We start from the raw sequence: 19,296 nt of genomic DNA on the forward strand, positions 1-19,296 counted from the left end.
CCGATTCACGCAGCGTGGGTCAGCCGGACTTAGTCCTCCACCACTGATAGAGGCCGTCCATGTCGGCGCCGACGATCATGGCGACCCTGAGTTTGGATTCGTCGCTCCATACGACGATCGGATGCGTGACCGAATTCAGGGTCATGGTGGCGCATTCCACCTGCCCGCCGGTCTTGCCGCTGCTGCCGTACGTCCAGGGCCCCGGCGACACCTGGTTGCCCGGGCAGGACGACTGGATGGTCATCTTGTCGCCGCCGACCTGTTTGAAGCTCGCCTGCATGTCGTCGGGGTTACCGAACAGCCCGAAAGCCGCCTCGCTGGGTCCGCCGGACACGGTGCTCTCGTCGCAGGTGACCTTTTCCACTGCGGGCGCCTTCGCCGGCTTGACCTGGCAATTGCTGGACGAAAAGCCCTCGGGCAGCATTCCCATCAGTTTGCTCGGATCCGCCGAAGCGGTCGGCGGGTGGCCGGCCGCGGGGACGAGGACAGCTGCAACGCAGAGCAACTCGGCGGAGGTCTTCAAAAGCGACATGGCAAACAACCTTCCGTCTGTACGGCTCGGGCGCTGAATTGTGTGGCAAACGATAACGCGAAGTACCGGCACACTGGGGAGGATTGTTCAGAAAACCCGATCGACCCCGTTCAGCTCACCGGCTGGCGCTGGGTCACCCGCTTTGCCTTGCGCTGCCGCTCCTCGATCAGCCGACCCAGGTCCTGTAGCAGCAGCGGCTTGTCCATCACGATTTGCTCGATGTGTTCGCGGTCGATCTCGAGCGCGGTGACCTCTTCCAGCGCGTAGGCGGCGGCCACGTTGCGTTGCCTAGTCAGCGCGGTGATCCCGATGAACGAACCCTCGTCGAGCGTGGTCACGGGAACTTCGACACCGTCCTCGTCGGTGACGGTCAGCCGCACACTCCCCGCGACCAGGAACGTCATCACCGTGGGGATCGCCCCGGCGTACTGCACCTTCTCGTCGGCGCCGTACCTCACGATCCGGGCGTAGGGGGCGAGGAACTGCTGATCGGCGAGGGTGAGGCGGAGTTCGGTCGCGACCACCGTGCGCAACGCCTGCCGGACCCGTTCGGACGTCGAGAAGTCGTCATCCGCGCCGTCCAGATGCAGCTCCTGCCGGCGCGCGGCGTACCAGACCCAGCGCAGGAACGTCGCCTCGGTGTCTCCTGCGTCCGACGGCGAACCAACCCTGATCGTGGTGCGGTATTCGCCACCACCCAGCGCTACCGAGGTCGGTACCGTGCCGGGCTGGATCAGCGGCAGCCCGCTGGCCACGAACGACAACATCGCGCACACCTTGTCGGGCGGATCCGAGGTAGCGAAGGTGGTGGTGATCGCGACCTTGTGCGGGCCGGCGGGACGGCTGAGATTGGTGAAGGCGGTCGTGGCCAGCATCGAATTCGGCATGATCCGCATGCCGCTTCCGGTCTGGATGTGCACGGCGCGCCAGTTCACCTCGACAACTCGTCCCCGCGCGGACTGCGTGTCCAGCCAATCGTTGATCCGGAAGGGCTGCTCGAAGAGCATGAACAAGCCCGAGACGATCTGACCGACCGAGTTCTGCAGCATCAGGCCGATCACCACCGAGGTGATTCCGAGCGCGGTGAACACACCGCCGACCCGCACCCCCCAGATGTAGGACAGGATCACCGCCAGGCCCAGCCCGATCAGCGCGAAGCGGCCGACATCTAGGAAGATCGCCGGAACCCGCTTGCGCCAACTGTCTTCAGGAGCGCCTTCGAACACCGTGGCGTTGAGACCGGACAGCAGCAGCACCAGGACCAGGAACCCGAACACCGTCGTCAGGAGTCGCACCGGGACGTCGCCCGCCGAGATTTGCGACGCCTTCACCAGCAACAGCAGCAACGCCCCGAGCGGTAGCAACCAGTTACGCACCATGCCGACCTGTCGGGCCAGTCGGCTGCGTCTTCTGAGCAGCGTGTGGTGCAGCTCGGTGAGCAGGATCAGTCCGGCCGGGAAGCCGACCGCTACCGCGATCGCCCAATAGAACCAGGAGGAATGCAACGGATTCATCAGCGCTCCGACAACCGGTAGATCGTTTGCTCGGTACCGCCCACCGAGATCGTGCCCGCCGGGGTGAACTGGCGAGAATCACGCATCGCCTCGTACACCTGGGATGCCACGTAAATGCCCGGCTGCGGTGCGCCACTGTGCATTTGGTAGGCCAAGCTGACGGCGGTACCCCACATGTCGTACACCAGACCGGACTGGCCGACCAATCCACTGACGACGTTTCCGGTGTTGATGCCGACCCGCAACCCGAGATCATGGCGGCTCTGGTTGTTGAATCGGTCGATGATGCGCCGCATCTCGAGCGCGAACTCGATGCTGCGATGCAGGCTGTCCAGTCGTGGCGTGATGACGCCACAGCTGGCCAGATATCCGTTGTGAAAGGTGCGGATCCGTTCGACGCCAAGGGATTCTGCGGCCGAGTCGAACTGGCCGAAGAGATCGTCGACGATGCCGACCAATTCGTGCTCGGGGACTTCGGTGGAGATCTCGTCGACTCCGACGATGTCGGCGAAGATGATCGCGACGTCCTGGTGCATCTGCGCGATGGTGCTGTCGCCCTGACGATATCGCTGCACCACCGACTCCGGCATCAACGAGAGCAGCAGCCGATCGTTCTCTCGCCGTTGCTCGTTGAGGAGTTCTTCCTTGATCGCGAGGTTGCGGCTCATCTCGTTGAAGGCTCCGGTGAGGTCGCCGATCTCGTCCCGCGACGTGATCGGAATGTTGACCTCGTAGTCACCCGAGCTGATCCGTTGCGTCCCCTCCTCCAGCCGACGTACGGGGCGTACCGCGGCCTGCGCGATCAGCATCGAAGCCACGCTGATCGCGAAGATCATCCCGGCGACCGCCACCGCAAGCGATTTGCTGAATCTGCCCAGCCGGGCAAACGCGTCGGAGTCGTCCCGGGTGGCCAGAATTGCCCAGTGCAGATCGGAATTCGGGATGTCCAGCGGTGCGTACGCCTCGAGCTCCCTGTTGCCGGTGTAATCCGTGCCGACCGTCACTCCGGTCTCACCGCGCAAGGCGGCTTTGAGCCCGGCGCTTTGAATCGGCTGCACCAGGGTGGTGCCACCCAGCCGGATCGCCCGATCGGCGATCTCCGAGGAGGTCCCGGCCGCGATCACCTCCCGCCGGTATTCCTGGGGATCCTGCAGGAAAAGTCTTGAATCCGAACGCATCAAGCTGTCGGGACCCGCCAGATACGTCTCGGTTGCCGCTCCCATACCCGCGGCATCCCAGTCCTTATTGGCAGTCATGATCTGGTTGATCTTGGCGATGGGCACCGGCAGAGCCATGACGCCGTCGGTTTTGCCGTCGATGCCGACCGGCGATACCACCCACGCCGTCGGCGCACCCAGCGCCGGTTGATAGGGCTGAAAGTCGGTGATCCAGACGAATTCGATATCGTTGGCGCGCAGTGCTTTCTGATACGCCTCGCGTAGATTCGACTCGCGGTACGGCCCGGTGAGGATGTTGGTCCCGAGGTCCGGCCCCTTCCGCACCGAGTACACCACGTTGCCGTCCATGTCGAACAGCAGCGCGTCCCGGTAGTCGAAGCGCTTCACGATGTCGCGCATGTAGAAGTCGTAGCGCGCGTTGGCCGCCGACCATGCGCTGCCATCGCCGGCGTCCAGCACCGGAGTCGAGTCAGGCTTTGACGCGGCCGTGTAATTGGCTTGAAGGTACCGCTGCGCGTTGGTTTTCGGCAGCACCGCGTTGAGATCGATGTCTTCACCGGTCAGTCGCTGCATCGGCTTGATCATGCGATTCTCGTAGTAGTCGACGATCGCCTGCTGTTGCGGTCCGCTGATAGTGGCGTTGGCCAACTGATTGAATCCGGCGGACAGCGCAACCACCGCCTGGTCGACGCTGAACCCGCTGCTGTAAACGTCCAGGGAATTCGTGACTTCGGTGAACAGCGCCTCGATCTGCCGTTTCTGGGACTCGCGCAGTTCGATAAGCCGCTCGGACTCGACTTCACGCAAGGCACTGCGACCGGAGATGCCGGCCAGGACGCCGATCACCGCCACCGACAGGATGCTCGACAGCAGCAGGGCGATCAGGATTTTGGACTGAATGCTGACGCGGAAACGAATCCCCGGCAGCCGCGGCCGGAAACGCCTTTTGGCCGGAGCGCTGACACTCTCCGGCGTTGGCTCTGTTGGCTCACCCGACGTCAATCGGCTTCCTTCTGCTACCGGTCTGCTACGGGTCCCCGGTCACGGTGCAGATTAGCTTGCGGGCCGGCAGATATCGGTCTTCGGTGAAAAAGTGACGCCGTCTTGTGTCCTGGCTTCCACCAAAGAGTGACGCTACGGTGCTCAGTGCACGGCGCGCTCCCAGTCGACGACGAATCGATGCGAAGGATCAGCAGGGTCTACTGCACAGGGGAGTTCGAGGCCAATGGCAAGGTATGGCACGTGCTCCGGCGGCACCGACTGGACGCTTCGACCGACCACGGGTGCCAGGTTGGGAAACCGCAGCTCCATCTCGATGACATACTGCGGGGCATCGAGGAGTTCGGGCATCGCGGTCGCCGCCCTGCCCAGGGTTCGCAACGTGTTTCCGGTGGCCGCGAAGGACTTCAGCACCCCCGGTACCCGTTGGCCGGTCGCGAGCAATTCCGCCGCCGACGCCCACCGCCCCGAACTGCCTCCGTGCCGCTGCTTGAGCTGGTTGTACGCCGCCGCGATTGCCGCGGCACTCGGGGGCGGTTGCGACCCTGCCGATGTCGGATGCGTCGGCGGTCCGGATTCGATTCGGACCTTCTGCGGGTTGGCTGAGTCAACCTGCACGCGCACGATCAAACCCGGCTGCACCGAAGCCAACGAAATGGGATGCACCGCTTGCCGAACGGTCACTTCATAGGGTTCACGGTCAGACAGTTCGACACTCAGACCGATCTTGCAGACATACCTGTTGTCGATCACCGTGCCCGTCGACTCCAGCGATCGGACGTGGGCTATGCCGGTCAACGGAGGGCCCGCGAAGTTCGGCTTTTTGATTCGGTAACGGCTGACCGCGATGAGTACCACGATGGCAGCCGGCACTCCCCAGCTGACGAACGTGACCAACATGTCCATGGCCGCTAGGTAATCACGGGGTGTCACCTACCGTGCCCAAGTTTAGGGAAATGCTTCTACCCTCGACGACATGTCAACGCGGGTGGTCGTGGTCGGCAGCGTGAACCTCGACGTGACCCTGGACGTCGCCAAGCTGCCCCGGCCCGGCGAGACGGTGCTGGCTTCATCGTTGACACATGCCCCTGGCGGCAAGGGCGCCAATCAGGCGGTGGCCGCGGCACGAGCCGGTGCCCGGGTGCAATTCGTCGGCGCGGTCGGTGCGGACGCGGCCGCTGACCAATTGTTGGCGCACCTGCTGTCCGCGGGTGTCGGCCTGGACGGGGTCGTGCGGCAACCCGGGCCGAGCGGAACCGCAGTCATCGTCGTCGATGCCGGTGCCGAGAACACGATCGTGGTGGCCCCCGGCGCCAATCGGCACCTGACGCTGACGCCGGATGTTTTCGACGACTGCGATGTGTTGTTGACCCAGTTGGAGATTCCGGTAACCATGGCGTTGGCGGCAGCGCGGCAGGCGAAGCGGGCCGGGGCGGTTGTGATGCTCAATGCCTCACCCGCCGGATCGGATGCCGACGCACTGGCCGAACTGGCTGGCGTCACCGATGTGGTGGTCGCCAATGAACACGAGGTGACCGAATGGCGCTGGCAAGCGCCTCATTTGGTGGTCACCCTGGGTGCGAGCGGTGCCCGGTACGTTGGCGTCGACGGCGAGTTCGAGGTGCCCGCCCCTGGCGTTGCCGCGGTCGATACGACTGGCGCCGGTGACGTGTTCGCCGGTGCGCTGGCGGCGAATTGGCCGGCTGATCCGGGCTCGCCTGAGCAGCGTTTGTTGGCGTTGCGACGAGCCTGTGCGGCGGGCGCATTGGCGACGCTGGTTCGCGGAGCGGGTGATTGCGCGCCGGACGCCGCGGCGATCGAAGCGGCGCTCGAATAGCGAAATATGTTGTACTGACTGCCTTTCAGCGTTCTGCTGAAGAAGAGTTGTCAGTGTCTGCGCATAGCATGTGGCTATGGTTTCGAGTTCGCGTGAGGAGATCGTGGAGGTCTTCGACGCGCTCGATGCCGAGTTGGATCGGTTGTGCGCGTTGTCGTTCGAGGTGTTGACGAATCCGGAGCGGTTGCGGGCCTTGGAGCGCTTGGAGCGGGTGGGCCGGCGGCTGCGGGTGCCCCAGCATGTGCTGATCAACGAACTCGGCGCCCAAGCCGGCACCGAAGAATTGGGCGGCACCCTGTCGTGCGCGTTGGCCGATCGGTTGCGGATCACCAAAGCCGAAGCCAGCCGCCGTATCGGCGAGGCCGAGGATCTCGGTGAACGGCGCGCATTGACCGGGCAACCCTTGGCGCCGACGTTGAGCGCCACCGCACGCGCCCAGCGACAAGGATTGATCGGCGACGGACACATCAAAGTCATCCGCGACTTCTTCACCCACCTACCCACCCACGTCGATGTGTTCACCCGCGAGGCCGCCGAAGCCGACCTAGCCGACAAGGCGCGCGCGTACCGCCCCGAGCAGGTCGCCCAATACGCCCGCCAACTCATGGACCTGCTGCACCCCGACGGCGACTACACCGATGAGGACCGCGCCCGCAAACGCACGCTGATGCTGGGCAAGCAAGAGTTTGATGGCATGACGCGCCTGTCCGGGTTGATCACCCCCGAACTACGGGCGCTGATCGAAGCCATGCTCGCCAAACTCGCCGCCCCCGGCATGGCCAACCCCGCCGATGAGGCCAAGGCTGATCTGCGCAGCACCGGGCAGCGCAACCACGACGCCCTGGCCGCCGCCATCCGAACCCTGTTCGCTTCCGAACAGCTGGGCCAGCACCGCGGCCTACCCGTCACCGTGATCGTCACCACCACGCTCAAGGATCTCGAAGCCGGCACCGGCAAGGCCCGCACCAGCGGCGGATCCCTCATCCCGATGCCCGACCTGATCCGCATGGCCGCCCAAGCACATCACTATTTGGCGATCTTCGACGACGCCAAACCCCTGGCCCTCTACCACGCCAAGCGCTTCGCCAACCCCGCACAACGCCTCATGCTGCACGCCCTGGACGGTGGCTGCACCCGCCCCGGCTGCGACCAACCGCCGTATCACACCGAGGTCCACCACGTCACCGGCTGGACCACCACCGGGCGCACCGACATCACCGACCTCACCCTCGCGTGTGGACCCGACAACAGACTGGCCGAAAAAGGATGGACCACCCGCAAAAAACACCCGCGGCCAAACCCAATGGCTCCCACCGGCCCACCTCGACCACGGCCAACCGAAAATCAACACCTTCCATCACCCGGAAAGACTCTTCGCGGATGAAGACGACGAACCGGCTTGACGTCAGGGAAGTTTGGCGATCAGTCCTCGGGGATCTCGCGCTCGATTTGGTCGAGCCAGATCTTCGCGGACATATCCGACGGCGCACGCCAATCCCCGCGCGGCGACAACGAGCCGCCGAAGGACACCTTGGGGCCATTGGGCAATGCCGAGCGCTTGAACTGGCTGAACGAATAGAACCGTTCGACGAACACCTGCAGCCAGTGGCGGATGTCCTTGAGCGCATAGCTCGGCCGCTTGTCCTCCGGGAAGCCGGGTGGCCAATTGCCGCGGTCGGGGTCGCTCCACGCGTGCCAGGCCAGGAACGCGATCTTCGATGGCGGGAACCCGTAGCGCAGCACCTGGAACAGCGAGAAGTCCTGCAGCGCATAGGGTCCGACCTTGGCTTCGCTGCTCTGCAGTTCCTCTTCCTCCCCGGCGGGCACCAGCTCGGGGGTGATGTCGGTGTCGACGACCGACTGCAGGACCTCGGTCACCTCCTTCTCGAACTGGTCCGACGAGATGACCCAGCGGATCAGGTGCTGGATGAGCGTCTTGGGCACACCGCCGTTGACGTTGTAGTGCGACATCTGGTCACCCACACCGTAGGTGGACCAGCCCAGCGCGAGCTCCGAAAGATCCCCCGTACCAAGCACAATGCCGCCCCGCTGGTTCGCCAGCCGGAACAGGTAGTCGGTGCGCAACCCGGCCTGCACGTTCTCAAAGGTGACGTCGTAGACCTTTTCGCCGCGCGCGAACGGATGCCCGATCTCCTCGAACATCCGCTTGGCGGTCTCGCGGATATCGATTTCCTCGAATGTGATACCGAGCGCCTCACCGAGTCTGATCGCGTTGTTCTTGGTGTGCTCGCCGGTCGCGAAGCCCGGCAGGGTGAAGCCCAGGATGTCACTGCGCGGCCGGCCCTCCCGATCCATCGCCTTCGCCGCGACGATCAGCGCGTGCGTGGAATCCAGACCGCCGGACACACCGATGATCACCTTCGGGTAGTCGAGCGCCCGCAGCCGCTGTTCGAGCCCGGCTACCTGAATGTTGTAGGCCTCGTAGCAATCCTGTTCCAGCCGTTCGCGATTCGCCGGAACGAACGGAAAGCGTTCGATGTTGCGCAGCAGGCCGATGTCGCCGTCCGGCGGGTCGACGCGAAACTCGATGCGCCGGAAGGAGTCCGCGACCGCCCGATGATGGCGGCGATTGTCGTCAAAGGTGCCCATCCGCAACCGCTCGGAGCGCAGCAACCCGGTATCGACATCGGCGACCGACCGCTGCTCCTCCGTCGGGAACCGCTCGGAGCACGCCAGTTGGTTGCCGTTCTCCCAGATCATGGTCTGGCCGTCCCAGGCCAGGTCGGTCGTCGACTCGCCCGGCCCGGCGGCGGCATACACGTATGCGGCCAAACACCGCGCCGACGCGGAGCGAGCCAGCAGGCACCGGTCCTCGGCCCGGCCGATGGTGATCGGGCTACCCGACAGGTTGGCCAGCACCGTCGCACCGGCCAGCGCCGCCGAGGCACTGGGCGGTACCGGCACGAACATGTCCTCGCAGATCTCGACGTGCAGCACGAAGTCCGGCAGGTCGGAGGCGGCGAACAACAGGTCCGAACCGAACGGGACTTCGACGTCGAGGCGACCGATACGAATCGTGCCGCCCTCGCCGTTGCCGGGCGCGATCTGGCGGCGTTCGTAGAACTCCCGATAGTTGGGCAGATACGACTTGGGGACGACGCCGAGCACCTCGCCGCCGTGGATGACCACCGCGGTGTTGTAGATGCGGTGCAGATGCCGCAGCGGGGCGCCCACCACCAGTACCGGCAGCAGGTCGGCCGACGCGGCGACGATCTCATCCAGGGCCTCTTCAACCGAGTCCAGCAGGGAATCCTGCAGCAAAATGTCCTCGATCGAGTAGCCCGACAACGTCAGCTCGGGAAATACCGCCAGCGCCACGCCGTCGTCATGACACTGGCGCGCCAAACCGAGGACGGCCGCGGCATTGGCCGGTGGGTCGGCCATCGCGGTGTGGTGCGTGCACGCAGCCACGCGGACGAACCCGTGCCGGTATGCGGAGTAGAAGCTCATTACCCTCCATTCTCGCGTTACTGTCGCATCCCCGAAGTCGGCGTCAGATGACGGGGTGTCCATCAATGCTTAGTCTCGGTTGAGTGGAATCTCCTGAGCTCGTCGCGCTGCTGTCCGGTCGCCGGGTTGCGGTGCTGACTGGCGCGGGACTTTCCACGGATTCGGGCATACCCGATTACCGCGGGCCTGACTCGCCGCCCAGCAATCCCATGACCATCCGCCAGTTCACCACTGACCCGGTGTTCCGGCAGCGGTACTGGGCGCGCAACCACGTCGGCTGGCGGCACATGGACGACACTGCACCCAATGCCGGACACCGGGCGCTGGCCGCGTTGGAACGGTCGGGCGTGGTGACCGGTGTCATCACGCAGAACGTCGACCTGTTACACACCAAGGCGGGCAGCCGCAACGTCGTCAATCTGCACGGCACCTACGCGCAGGTGGTGTGTTTGAGTTGCGGCTTCACGATGAGCCGGTCCACGCTGGCCGAGCAACTGGAAGCGCTCAATCCCGGCTTCATCGAGCGTTCTGAAGCCGTCGGCGGGCTGGCGGTGGCCCCCGACGCCGATGCCGTCGTCGCCGACACCACGTCGTTCCGCTACCTGGATTGCCCGCGCTGCGCCGGCATGCTCAAGCCCGACATCGTCTACTTCGGCGAGACTGTCCCCAAAGAGCGCGTAGTACAAGCATATTCATTGGTGGACGCAGCCGAAGCGCTGCTGGTGGCCGGGTCGTCCCTGACGGTGTTCTCCGGCTATCGATTCGTGCGGCACGCGGCCGCGGCCGGCATTCCCGTCGCGATCCTCAACCGGGGCCGCACCCGCGGTGACGACCTGGCCACGGTCAAGGTGGACGGCGGCTGTTCGGAGCTGTTGGCGTTGTTGGCCGACGAACTCGTGATCAGCGCGTCTTTCTGACCTCGGCGACGAACTGTTGTCCCCGGTTGTCGACGACCTGCCAGGAGTAGGGGCCGATGACCCGAGAGCTACCGAGCAGTTGTACCGCGAGCCGAGCGTCCTGTTCGCTGGAAATCCCGTCGACCCGACGGCCGTGCGATGTTGTCAATGCCCACATGATGAACTCCCATGTTTCGCTTCGTTGCGACCGGCATGGCGGCCGTCTCTTGATGCGAAAAAGCATGTCGGAGGCGGCTGTACAAAAACTCTAAGGATTCTTGGAACACATCAGCGATACCAGTGACGACACAATTCGGTCACTGGACACGAGCCAGAGCACAGCACCACGAACTTGCGCGACCGTACTCCCCTAGCGCGGGTTCATCAAAAAGTGCAGGGCATGGCGCGAATGGCATGCACGAAATTGCCCGCGAGGTACGCCGGTTCGCCCGCCTGAATGTCGGGCAGCTGACGGAGCAACTCGCTGAAGATGGCTCGCAGCTGGGCTCGGGCCACGTGGGCACCAAGGCAGAAATGCAGCCCGCCGCCACCGAAGCCGACGTGCGGGTTGGGGCTGCGACTCAGGTCGAACCGCTCCGGGTGGTCGAAGGCCTCGGTGTCCCAATTGCCCGAGGCGTAGAACATGACGACCTTCTCCCCCGCGCGGATCTGCTGTCCGCCGAGCTCGAAATCCGTTGCGGCGGTGCGCCGAAATGTCATGACCGGGGTCGCCCAGCGGATGAACTCCTCAACCGACGTGCCGATGCGGTCTTCAAAGGCCGCCATCAACCAGGCCCGTTCCGCGGGGAAGTCGGTCAGCGCCTTCAGCGCATGGCTGATGGTCTGGCGGGTGGTGTCGTTGCCGGCGACGGAGAGCAGCACGAAGAAGGCGGCCACCTCGGCATCGGTGAGTCGGTCGCCGTCCACTTCCGCGGTGACCAGGCTGCTGAACAGGTCCTCACCCGGGTTTTCGCGACGCTCTGCGGCCAGTTCACCGGCTACCTGGTGCAGGTACGCCTGGTTCTCAAACAGCACCTCGAGGCGGTTACGCCCGTTGAGGAAAACGGGATCGGCCCACGACACCAACGCGTCTGCCGCGTGCGCCACCTGCTGCCGACGGGATTCAGGTATGCCCACCATGTCGGAGAGCGTCCGGATCGGAAGCTCTTTGGCGCAATATTCAACGAAATCCACGCCGCTGCCGGCGGCCCGCAATTCCTCGACGATGGCCCTGGCGTTCGCGTTGATCGACTCCTCGATCCGCCGGACCTGCCGGGGAGTGAATGCCGCGTGGGCGAGCTTGCGCAGCTTGGTGTGCCGCGGCGGGTCCATGGCCAGGAACGACTGCGACGCTTCGAGCAGCTCCTCGGGGACGTTCGCAAACATCACCCCCTTGCCCGACAGAAACACCTCGCTGTTGCGGCTGACCGCGACGATGTCGGCCCGGCGGGTAACGGCCCAGTACCCCGGATCGTTCGGATCGTGTAACAGGTCGTCCTCGACCGGCCGTTGCCAGCTGACCGGACGTTCGGCACGCAGCACGGCAAATGAGCGTTCCCGCTCGGCGGCCGTGGTGGACCAGAACGCCCGCGAGGACACGTCAACGGAGTCGTACGGACGGGTGTTGATCAGCGTCGCTGTCATATGGCGATCCCCTCTTCGGAGCCGGCTATGACGCCGGTCACGCATTAGCACGACCATATGTCTAGACACTATGTCTAGTCAAGACGTCCGACATGGGGTTATGCTGCAGCAAACAGGGAGGTGCTATGCCATCGGTGACCCGCAATCCGCAGGCCAAGCGCCAGGAGCGGCGCCAAGACATGGAACGGCGGCTGCTCGACGCCACCGAGCGATTGATGCGTGACGGCGCCAGCTTCACCGAGCTCAGCGTGGACCGGCTGGCCACCGCGGCGGGCATTTCCCGCGCCACCTTCTACATCTACTTCGAGGACAAGGGCCACTTGCTGCGCTGCCTGGCCGTCCAGGTGTTCACCGACCTGGCCGACGACGGCGAACGCTGGTGGGGCGTGGCCGGCCGCCACGATCCCGCCGACGTGCAGGCGGCGATGGCCGGGATCGTGGCGAGCTACCGGCGTCATGAGCCGGTGCTGACCGCACTCAACGAGATGGCGGCCTACGATCCGGTGACGGCGGCGACGTACCGCGAAATCCTGACCGCGATCTCTCGGCGACTCACCCGCGTGATCGTGGACGGCCAGGCCGACGGTGTGATCCGGCGGGAGCTGCCGGCGGACATCACCGCCAGTGCGCTGACCTGGATGGTGGAGCGAGCCTGCCAGCAGAACCTGCCGACGCACCCGAACGAGGCGGACCCCGAGTACGACGAATTGCTGGCCGCTACGCTGGCCGAAATCGTTTGGGGCGCATTATATCTCAAGCCCGCCCACAGCTAGACGGGCGTCACCGCGACCAGGTCGTCGGCGTGCACCGCGGGCCGGCGCAACTCGGCGGGCAGATCCGAGGTGGACCGGCCCACCATCGTCGCCAACTCGGCCGCGTCGTAGGCGACCACTCCGCGCGCCACCACGGCTGCATCGGGCCCACAGATTTCGACGACGTCGCCGCCGAAGAACCTGCCCGACACCGCGGTGATGCCCGCCGGCAGCAGCGAGCGACGTTGGCCGACCACCGCACGCACGGCGCCTTCGTCCAGGGTCAGGGAGCCGGTGGATTCGGCGGCGTATCGCACCCAGAACCGGCGCGCCGACATGCGCTCGGCCCGCGGGGCGAACACCGTACCCACCGAGGCGTCGGTGAGCGCGGCGGCCGCGGCGGTTGCGGGCGCGAGCAAAACGGGCACTCCGGCATCCGCGGCCAACAGCGCCGACGACATCTTCGAGGCCATCCCCCCGGTCCCAAGATGACTACTTTGGCCAGCAACCACGCCGGCCAGGTCGGCCGGACCCGTCACCTCCGGAATGAACCTCGCGCCCGGGTATTTGCGCGGGTCCGAGTCATACAGGCCGTCGATGTCGGACAGCAGCACCAGGGCATCCGCCCCGATCAGGTGGGCCACCAGGGCCGACAGGCGGTCGTTGTCGCCGAACCGGATCTCGTTGGTGGCCACGGTGTCGTTCTCGTTGACGATCGCCACGGCGTGCAGGGCCCGCAGTCGGTCCAGGGTCCGCTGGGCGTTGGTGTGCTGCACCCGCATCGAAATGTCGTGCGCGGTCAGCAGCACCTGGCCCACGGTGCGCCCGTACCGGGCGAAGGCGGCGCTCCACGAGTTGACCAGAGCCACCTGCCCGACGCTGGCGGCGGCCTGCTTGGTCGCCAGATCCTTTGGGCGACGGGGCAATCCGAGCGGTTCCAATCCCGCGGCGATGGCACCCGAGGAGACGATGACGACGTCGGAACCCGCCTTCATCCGGGCCTCGATCGCGTCGGCGAGCTCGGCCAGCCGGCTCGCGTCGAACATGCCGGCGTCGGTGGTCAGCGCGGTGGTGCCGACTTTGACGACGACGCTGCGCGCGGTCCGGATGGCCTCCCGATGCGGACTGCTCATCAACCGCCACCCGTTGACGGGCCCGGTTCGCGGCGCCGCCGCCGGGCGGCCTTGCGCTCCGCGGCGCCCACCCGCTCGTTGCGTTCCAGCCGCACGTCGGTGCCCCGACCGGTCAGCGGAACCTGGCCTCCCGCAGGGGTTTGCGGCTCCCAATCGAACGTCATCTCGCCGATCGTCACCGCGCATCCGGGGCGGGCGCCGAGCCGCAGCAGTTCGTCCTCGACGCCCAGGCGGGCCAGGCGGTCGGCCAGATAGCCGACGGCTTCGTCGTTGTCGAAATCCGTTTGCCCGATCCAGCGTTCGGGACGGGCGCCGCTCACCACGAAGCCGCCCTCGCCGTCGGGCCGCACGCTGAAGCCGCTGTCGTCAACGGGCACCGGGCGGATCACCGGGCGGCGCGGCACCACCGCCGGGCGGGCGGCGTTGTAGTCCGAAACCATCTGCCAGAGCCCGAAGATCAACGGCTGCAAGCCTTCCCGGGTGACCGTCGACACCAGATACACCGGCCAGCCCCGCTCGGCGATCTCGTCACGGACGAACTCGGCCAACTCGCGGGCTTCGGGCACGTCGATCTTGTTCAGCACCACAGCCCGTGGCCGCTCGGCGAGGTCCTCCAGCGCGGCATCGCCCTGCAGCGTCGGGGTGTAGGCCGCGAGTTCGGCTTCCAGCGCGTCGATGTCCGAGATCGGGTCGCGGCCCGGTTCGGCGGTGGCGCAGTCCACCACATGCACCAGCACCGCGCACCGCTCGATGTGCCGCAGGAAGTCCAGTCCCAGGCCACGTCCCTCGGACGCGCCGGGGATCAATCCGGGCACGTCGGCGACGGTGAACGCGTTCTCCCCTGCCGACACCACGCCCAGATTGGGCACCAATGTGGTGAACGGGTAGTCCGCGATCTTGGGCTTGGCCGCCGAGATCACCGACACCAGCGAAGACTTGCCGGCCGAGGGGAACCCGACCAGGCCCGCGTCGGCGACGGTCTTGAGTTCTAGGGTCAGGTCGCGGGCCTGGCCGGGCTCGCCGAGCAGCGCGAAGCCGGGGGCCTTGCGGGCGCGCGAGGCGAGCGCGGCGTTGCCCAGACCGCCCCGGCCTCCGGCGGCGGCCTCGAAGCGGGTGCCGATGCCGACCAGGTCGGCCAGCATCCGGCCGTTCTCGTCGAGCACGACGGTGCCGTCGGGCACCTTGACTTCCAGATCCGCACCGGCCGCACCGTCACGGTTGTTCCCCATCCCCTGTTTGCCGGACGCAGCGGTCACGTGGGGACGGAAGTGAAAGTCGAGCAGGGTGTGCACCTGCGGGTCGACGACGAAAATGATGCTGCCGCCACGGCCGCCGTTGCCGCCGTCAGGTCCGCCGAGCGGCTTGAATTTCTCGCGGTGCACCGATGCGCAGCCGTTTCCGCCGGAACCCGCGCGCGCGTGAATGACGACCCGATCGACAAATCGAGGCATCGGGCTTCCTCTCAATCAGCCAACGGGTGTGGTCTCCGAACACACCCGCGCTGCGCTCAGTCGGCGCTTTGCCCGGCTGCGACGATGTTGACGGTCTTGCGGCCGTGCTTTACGCCGAACTGGACCGCACCGGCTTCCTTGGCGAACAACGTGTCGTCGCCACCGCGGCCGACGTTGACGCCCGGGTGGAACTTGGTGCCGCGCTGGCGAACCAGGATCTCGCCGGCCTTGACGACCTGGCCGCCGAATCGCTTGACGCCCAGCCGCTGAGCGGCGGAATCACGACCGTTGCGGGAGCTGGATGCGCCCTTCTTATGTGCCATGTCTGTCGCCTCTACTACTTGATTCCGGTGACCTTGAGGACCGTCAGCTGCTGACGGTGTCCCTGCCGCTTGTGGTAGCCGGTCTTGTTCTTGAACTTGTGGATGCGGATCTTGGGGCCCTTGGTGTGCTCGAGCACCTCACCGGTGACCGCGACCTTGGCCAGCGCGTCGGCGTCGGTGGTGACATTGGCGCCGTCGACGACCAGGGCTACCGGCAGCGATACGTTCGCGCCCGGCTCGGACTCGAGCTTCTCGACCTTGACGACATCGCCGACGGCAACCTTGTACTGCTTGCCGCCGGTCTTGACGATTGCGTAGGTCGCCATCGGTGCTCCTGCCTCTTCTGTCTTCTACCTGCGTCGCGCGCGTATCAGCGACGTGCGCGTGGTGGTCTGGGGTGCGGGTTCAGTCCCACTGTCGTCGAACACATCCATCCGCCGAGCGAAGGGCCTGACGACAACTGTCCAAGGGTACGTGACCAGCGGCTACAGGGTCAAACCGGCCCGTGGTCAGTCCATATGGATCGGGGGTCCGGCCGCGAGGCCGGCCGCGCGCCGCCGACGGGGACGAGCTGATGCCGCCGCAACGGCGCCGTCGTCCTCGTCTTCGTCGTCCTCGTCGTCGGAGTCGTCGTCGTCGGAGTCGTCGACATCCTCATCAGAGTCCTCGATCTCGGAGTCGTCCTCGTCCTCGTCGTCCTCGTCGTCCTCGTCGTCGTCGTTGTCATCGTCGAGGTCTTCATCGTCGAGCTCGTCGACGTCCTCGTCGTCGAGGTCTTCCTCGTCCTCGTCGAGTTCGTCCGTGTCGTCGTCCTCGTCGCTGTCCTCGTCGCTGTCCTCGTCGGTGTCGTCGAAGTCCTCGGCGTCGTCGGTGTCGTCGGTGTCGTCGGTGTCATGGGCATCTTGGCTGTCATCAGCCGACTCGGGGCTGACATTCGCGGTCTGCTCGTCGATCTCGGTCGCTTCGTCATCGTGCTCGTCGGCGTCGTCGTCGTCACGCGCGGAGGCGCCCGCCGCCATCGCCTTGAACATCGGGTGCTCACCGGGTGCGTGCGCCGGGACCTTCGCCACCACGCTCTTGTCGGCCGCGTCGTCGGATCGGGCCTTTTTCGACCGCCGGCTGCGCCGCCCGCCGGACTCGGACTTGCGGCTGGTGCTGGGCGCCGAGTCGACCGGGTCAGCGTGCAGCATGATGCCGCGGCCGGCACAGTGCGGGCACGAACTCGAGAACGCCTCGATGAGCCCGGTCCCCAGCCGCTTACGGGTCAACTGCACCAGACCCAGCGACGTCACCTCGGATACCTGGTGGCGGGTGCGGTCGCGGGCGAGCGCCTCGGTCAGTCGGCGCAGCACGAGGTCGCGGTTGGACTCGAGCACCATGTCGATGAAGTCGATGACGACGATCCCGCCGATATCGCGCAGCCGTAGCTGGCGGACGATCTCCTCGGCCGCCTCGAGGTTGTTCTTGGTGACGGTTTGTTCCAGGTTGCCGCCGGACCCGGTGAATTTGCCGGTGTTGACGTCGACCACCGTCATCGCCTCGGTCCGGTCGATCACCAGGGTGCCGCCGGACGGCAGCCACACCTTGCGGTCCATCGCCTTGGCCAATTGCTCGTCGATGCGGTGGACCGCGAAGACATCCGGGCCCGCCTGACCGTCCGGCCCCGCCGGAGCCTCGTATTTGGTCAGCTTCGAAACAAGGTCGGGTGCAACGGAATTGACGTACTCATTGATCGTCGTCCAGGCCTCGTCACCGGAGACGATCAGCCCGGAGAAGTCCTCGTTGAACAGGTCCCGGATGACCTTGACCAACACGTCGGGCTCTTCGTAGAGCGCGACCGCCGCGCCGGCGGCCTTCTTTTTGGTCTCCGCGGCCTTGGTCTCGATCTGGCTCCAGCGCTCCTGCAGCCGGGTGACATCGCCGCGGATGTCCTCCTCTTTGACGCCCTCGGAGGCGGTGCGGATGATGACGCCGGCGTTGGACGGCACCACCTCGCGCAGAATCTCCTTCAGCCGCTGGCGTTCGGTGTCGGGCAGCTTGCGGCTGATACCTGTCGACGACGCACCGGGCACGTAGACCAGGTAGCGCCCGGCCAGCGACACCTGGGTGGTCAGCCGGGCACCCTTGTGTCCGACCGGGTCCTTGCTGACCTGCACCACCACGTAGTCGCCGGGTTTGAGGGCCTGCTCGATCTTGCGGTCCGCGCCGCCCAGACCCGCAGCCTCCCAGTTGACCTCACCCGCGTACAACACGCCGTTGCGGCCGCGGCCGATGTCGACGAAAGCCGCTTCCATCGACGGGAGCACGTTCTGCACGATGCCGAGGTAGATGTTGCCGACCAAAGAGGCCGAGGCCGCCGAGGTCACAAAGTGCTCCACCACGATGCCGTCTTCGAGCACCGCGATCTGGGTGTACCGCGTGCCCGGGTGCGGCGGCTCGGTGCGGACCCGGTCGCGCACCACCATCACCCGCTCCACGGCTTCACGCCGGGCCAGGAACTCGGCCTCGGTCAGTACCGGCGGGCGGCGACGACCCGCGTCGCGCCCGTCCCGGCGGCGTTGCCGCTTGGCTTCCAGCCGCGTCGAGCCGTCGATGCCCTTGATCTCCCCGGAACCGGAGTCGGATCCGCTGTCCTGCTTGCCGCCACTGCGCGGGGCGCGCTCGTGCACCACGGTGTTGGGCGGGTCGTCGGGGGCGGGACCGTCGTCACCGTCATCGCCGTTTCCGGACTTGCGTCGTCTGCGGCGGCGGCGGCGACGGCTGGCGCCCTCGGCCGAGCCGTTCTCATCCTCGTTGTCGTCAGCGTCGGCGTCGTCGGAATCCTTGCCGTCCTCCGAGTCGCTGTCGTCGCCGGCACGGGTCTCAGTGTCGGTGCCGGATTGATTTGGGCTGTCGCTGTCGGCGCCGTTCTGTTCACCGCGCCCGCGACCGCGGCCCCGACGTCCGCGGCGCCGCCGCTTGTTGGCCGGCCGGTCCGCCTGCTCTTCGTCGTCGTCTGCCCCCGAACCGTCCAGGTCCTCGGAGTCGTCGGCGGAATCATCGTCATCATCGTCGTCGCGGGCCTGGACCGGTTCCCGGACCGGCTGCGGCGCCACGAACAGCGGCATGTAGTGCGGACGTTCGACGGGTGGTGGTTCCAGCATCAGCCGGGACTCGGGTTCTGCGGCCTCGCCGACGGGTTCCGTTGCGGCGGCATCCTCGGGTGCATCCGGCTGGGCGGCCAGCAGGTCACGCACCCGGACCGCGTCGACATGATCGACGCTGGAATGCGCGCTGCGGATCCGGCCGTCGAGGGCGGCCAACGCATCGAGTACCCGCCTGCTGGTGGTTCCCAGAGTTCGGGCGAGCGAATGGACCCTCAGGCGCTCGGGCAGGTCCTCACGCTGTGTCGGCTCGTTTGCTGGGTCGGAAGATGGGGCACCGTCTACCACGTATTCTCCTCAAGCCCCCGGGCGCGTCGTCCTATCGACGCGGCCACGCGAGGGCTGCGCTATGAGTCCGGGTTACTTCCCCCGGACTTGTGATGGTCTCGCCCCGAGCGGCCCACGAGGAGCCCACTCGGCGCC

15 protein-coding genes and 1 pseudogene are annotated in these 19,296 nt (G+C 66.2%); 4 read left to right on the forward strand and 12 right to left on the reverse strand.

Going from position 1 to position 19,296, the window contains the following annotated elements; translation table 11 throughout:
• Positions 1–19 precede the first annotated feature (19 nt).
• From A5645_RS13040 to A5645_RS13055, 4 genes are all read right to left on the reverse strand, one after another.
• A complete protein-coding gene (locus A5645_RS13040) occupies positions 20–532 on the reverse strand; it encodes a hypothetical protein (RefSeq protein ID WP_065129798.1) in 513 nt (170 codons plus the stop codon).
• A 110-nt stretch (positions 533–642) separates the two neighbouring features.
• A complete protein-coding gene (locus A5645_RS13045; RefSeq protein WP_065129799.1) occupies positions 643–2,046 on the reverse strand; it encodes a mechanosensitive ion channel domain-containing protein in 1,404 nt (467 codons plus the stop codon).
• Positions 2,046–4,226, reverse strand: coding sequence for an adenylate/guanylate cyclase domain-containing protein (locus A5645_RS13050; RefSeq protein ID WP_065036790.1), 2,181 nt, complete (start codon positions 4,224–4,226; stop codon positions 2,046–2,048). Before A5645_RS13050 ends, A5645_RS13045 begins: the two co-directional genes overlap by 1 nt.
• Before the next feature lie 141 nt (positions 4,227–4,367).
• Positions 4,368–5,129, reverse strand: coding sequence for a hypothetical protein (locus A5645_RS13055; protein WP_065129800.1), 762 nt, complete (start codon positions 5,127–5,129; stop codon positions 4,368–4,370).
• Between the two features lie 70 nt (positions 5,130–5,199).
• Here A5645_RS13055 and A5645_RS13060 point away from each other — a divergent pair, with 70 nt between their 5' ends.
• Positions 5,200–6,060, forward strand: coding sequence for a PfkB family carbohydrate kinase (locus A5645_RS13060; protein ID WP_065129802.1), 861 nt, complete (start codon positions 5,200–5,202; stop codon positions 6,058–6,060).
• A gap of 76 nt (positions 6,061–6,136) precedes the next feature.
• Positions 6,137–7,463, forward strand: a pseudogene (locus A5645_RS13065) (HNH endonuclease signature motif containing protein).
• Positions 7,464–7,482: 19 nt separating this feature from the next.
• On the opposite strand, the gene A5645_RS13070 reads toward A5645_RS13065, so the two are convergent.
• Entirely contained in the window at positions 7,483–9,531 is a 2,049-nt protein-coding gene (locus A5645_RS13070; RefSeq protein WP_065036979.1) for an NAD(+) synthase, read from the reverse strand.
• A gap of 83 nt (positions 9,532–9,614) precedes the next feature.
• On the opposite strand from A5645_RS13070, the gene A5645_RS13075 reads away from it, so the two are divergent.
• Positions 9,615–10,448, forward strand: coding sequence for an NAD-dependent protein deacetylase (locus A5645_RS13075; protein WP_065036980.1), 834 nt, complete (start codon positions 9,615–9,617; stop codon positions 10,446–10,448).
• Here A5645_RS13075 and A5645_RS27760 read toward each other — a convergent pair.
• Both A5645_RS27760 and A5645_RS13080 read right to left on the reverse strand, forming a co-directional pair.
• Positions 10,432–10,605, reverse strand: coding sequence for a hypothetical protein (locus A5645_RS27760; RefSeq protein ID WP_155767991.1), 174 nt, complete (start codon positions 10,603–10,605; stop codon positions 10,432–10,434). The genes A5645_RS13075 and A5645_RS27760 overlap by 17 nt on opposite strands.
• Before the next feature lie 206 nt (positions 10,606–10,811).
• Positions 10,812–12,071, reverse strand: coding sequence for a cytochrome P450 (locus tag A5645_RS13080; RefSeq protein ID WP_065036981.1), 1,260 nt, complete (start codon positions 12,069–12,071; stop codon positions 10,812–10,814).
• 125 nt (positions 12,072–12,196) lie between these two features.
• Between A5645_RS13080 and A5645_RS13085 the strand changes: the two genes are divergently transcribed.
• Complete coding sequence (locus A5645_RS13085) at positions 12,197–12,844, forward strand: TetR/AcrR family transcriptional regulator (RefSeq protein WP_065036982.1); 648 nt, start codon at positions 12,197–12,199, stop codon at positions 12,842–12,844.
• Here the strand turns inward: A5645_RS13085 and proB are convergent.
• The 5 genes from proB to rne all read right to left on the reverse strand — a co-directional run bounded on the left by proB (position 12,841) and on the right by rne (position 19,161).
• The gene (gene proB, locus A5645_RS13090; RefSeq protein ID WP_065129804.1) at positions 12,841–13,956 is read right to left on the reverse strand and encodes a glutamate 5-kinase; all 1,116 of its coding nucleotides are present in this window, start codon (positions 13,954–13,956) and stop codon (positions 12,841–12,843) included. The genes A5645_RS13085 and proB overlap by 4 nt on opposite strands.
• Positions 13,956–15,407 carry a GTPase ObgE gene (gene obgE / locus A5645_RS13095; RefSeq protein WP_065129805.1) on the reverse strand — a complete coding sequence of 484 codons (1,452 nt, stop codon included), beginning with the start codon at positions 15,405–15,407 and terminating at the stop codon, positions 13,956–13,958. Before obgE ends, proB begins: the two co-directional genes overlap by 1 nt.
• 56 nt (positions 15,408–15,463) lie before the next feature.
• Positions 15,464–15,730 (reverse strand): 50S ribosomal protein L27, encoded by a 267-nt coding sequence (gene rpmA, locus A5645_RS13100; protein WP_065036985.1) that lies wholly within the window; start codon positions 15,728–15,730, stop codon positions 15,464–15,466.
• A 14-nt stretch (positions 15,731–15,744) separates the two neighbouring features.
• Positions 15,745–16,056, reverse strand: coding sequence for a 50S ribosomal protein L21 (rplU, locus tag A5645_RS13105; protein WP_036360766.1), 312 nt, complete (start codon positions 16,054–16,056; stop codon positions 15,745–15,747).
• A 183-nt stretch (positions 16,057–16,239) separates the two neighbouring features.
• Positions 16,240–19,161, reverse strand: a complete 2,922-nt coding sequence (rne, locus tag A5645_RS13110) for a ribonuclease E (RefSeq protein WP_081288331.1) — start codon at positions 19,159–19,161, stop codon at positions 16,240–16,242.
• Positions 19,162–19,296: the final 135 nt, after the last annotated feature.

The organism is Mycobacterium asiaticum (assembly GCF_001673635.1).
GTDB lineage: Bacteria > Actinomycetota > Actinomycetes > Mycobacteriales > Mycobacteriaceae > Mycobacterium > Mycobacterium asiaticum_C.

Excerpts from the sequence above, each read along its gene's own strand:
- A5645_RS13040 (WP_065129798.1), bottom strand. The coding sequence starts at position 532 with ATGTCGCTTTTGAAGACCTCCGCCGAGTTGCTCTGCGTTGCAGCTGTC.
- A5645_RS13045 (WP_065129799.1), bottom strand. The coding sequence starts at position 2,046 with ATGAATCCGTTGCATTCCTCCTGGTTCTATTGGGCGATCGCGGTAGCG.
- A5645_RS13055 (WP_065129800.1), bottom strand. The coding sequence starts at position 5,129 with ATGGACATGTTGGTCACGTTCGTCAGCTGGGGAGTGCCGGCTGCCATC.
- A5645_RS13060 (WP_065129802.1), top strand. The coding sequence starts at position 5,200 with ATGTCAACGCGGGTGGTCGTGGTCGGCAGCGTGAACCTCGACGTGACC.
- A5645_RS13070 (WP_065036979.1), bottom strand. The coding sequence starts at position 9,531 with ATGAGCTTCTACTCCGCATACCGGCACGGGTTCGTCCGCGTGGCTGCG.
- A5645_RS27760 (WP_155767991.1), bottom strand. The coding sequence starts at position 10,605 with ATGTGGGCATTGACAACATCGCACGGCCGTCGGGTCGACGGGATTTCC.
- A5645_RS13080 (WP_065036981.1), bottom strand. The coding sequence starts at position 12,071 with ATGACAGCGACGCTGATCAACACCCGTCCGTACGACTCCGTTGACGTG.
- A5645_RS13085 (WP_065036982.1), top strand. The coding sequence starts at position 12,197 with ATGCCATCGGTGACCCGCAATCCGCAGGCCAAGCGCCAGGAGCGGCGC.
- proB (WP_065129804.1), bottom strand. The coding sequence starts at position 13,956 with ATGAGCAGTCCGCATCGGGAGGCCATCCGGACCGCGCGCAGCGTCGTC.
- obgE (WP_065129805.1), bottom strand. The coding sequence starts at position 15,407 with ATGCCTCGATTTGTCGATCGGGTCGTCATTCACGCGCGCGCGGGTTCC.
- rpmA (WP_065036985.1), bottom strand. The coding sequence starts at position 15,730 with ATGGCACATAAGAAGGGCGCATCCAGCTCCCGCAACGGTCGTGATTCC.
- rplU (WP_036360766.1), bottom strand. The coding sequence starts at position 16,056 with ATGGCGACCTACGCAATCGTCAAGACCGGCGGCAAGCAGTACAAGGTT.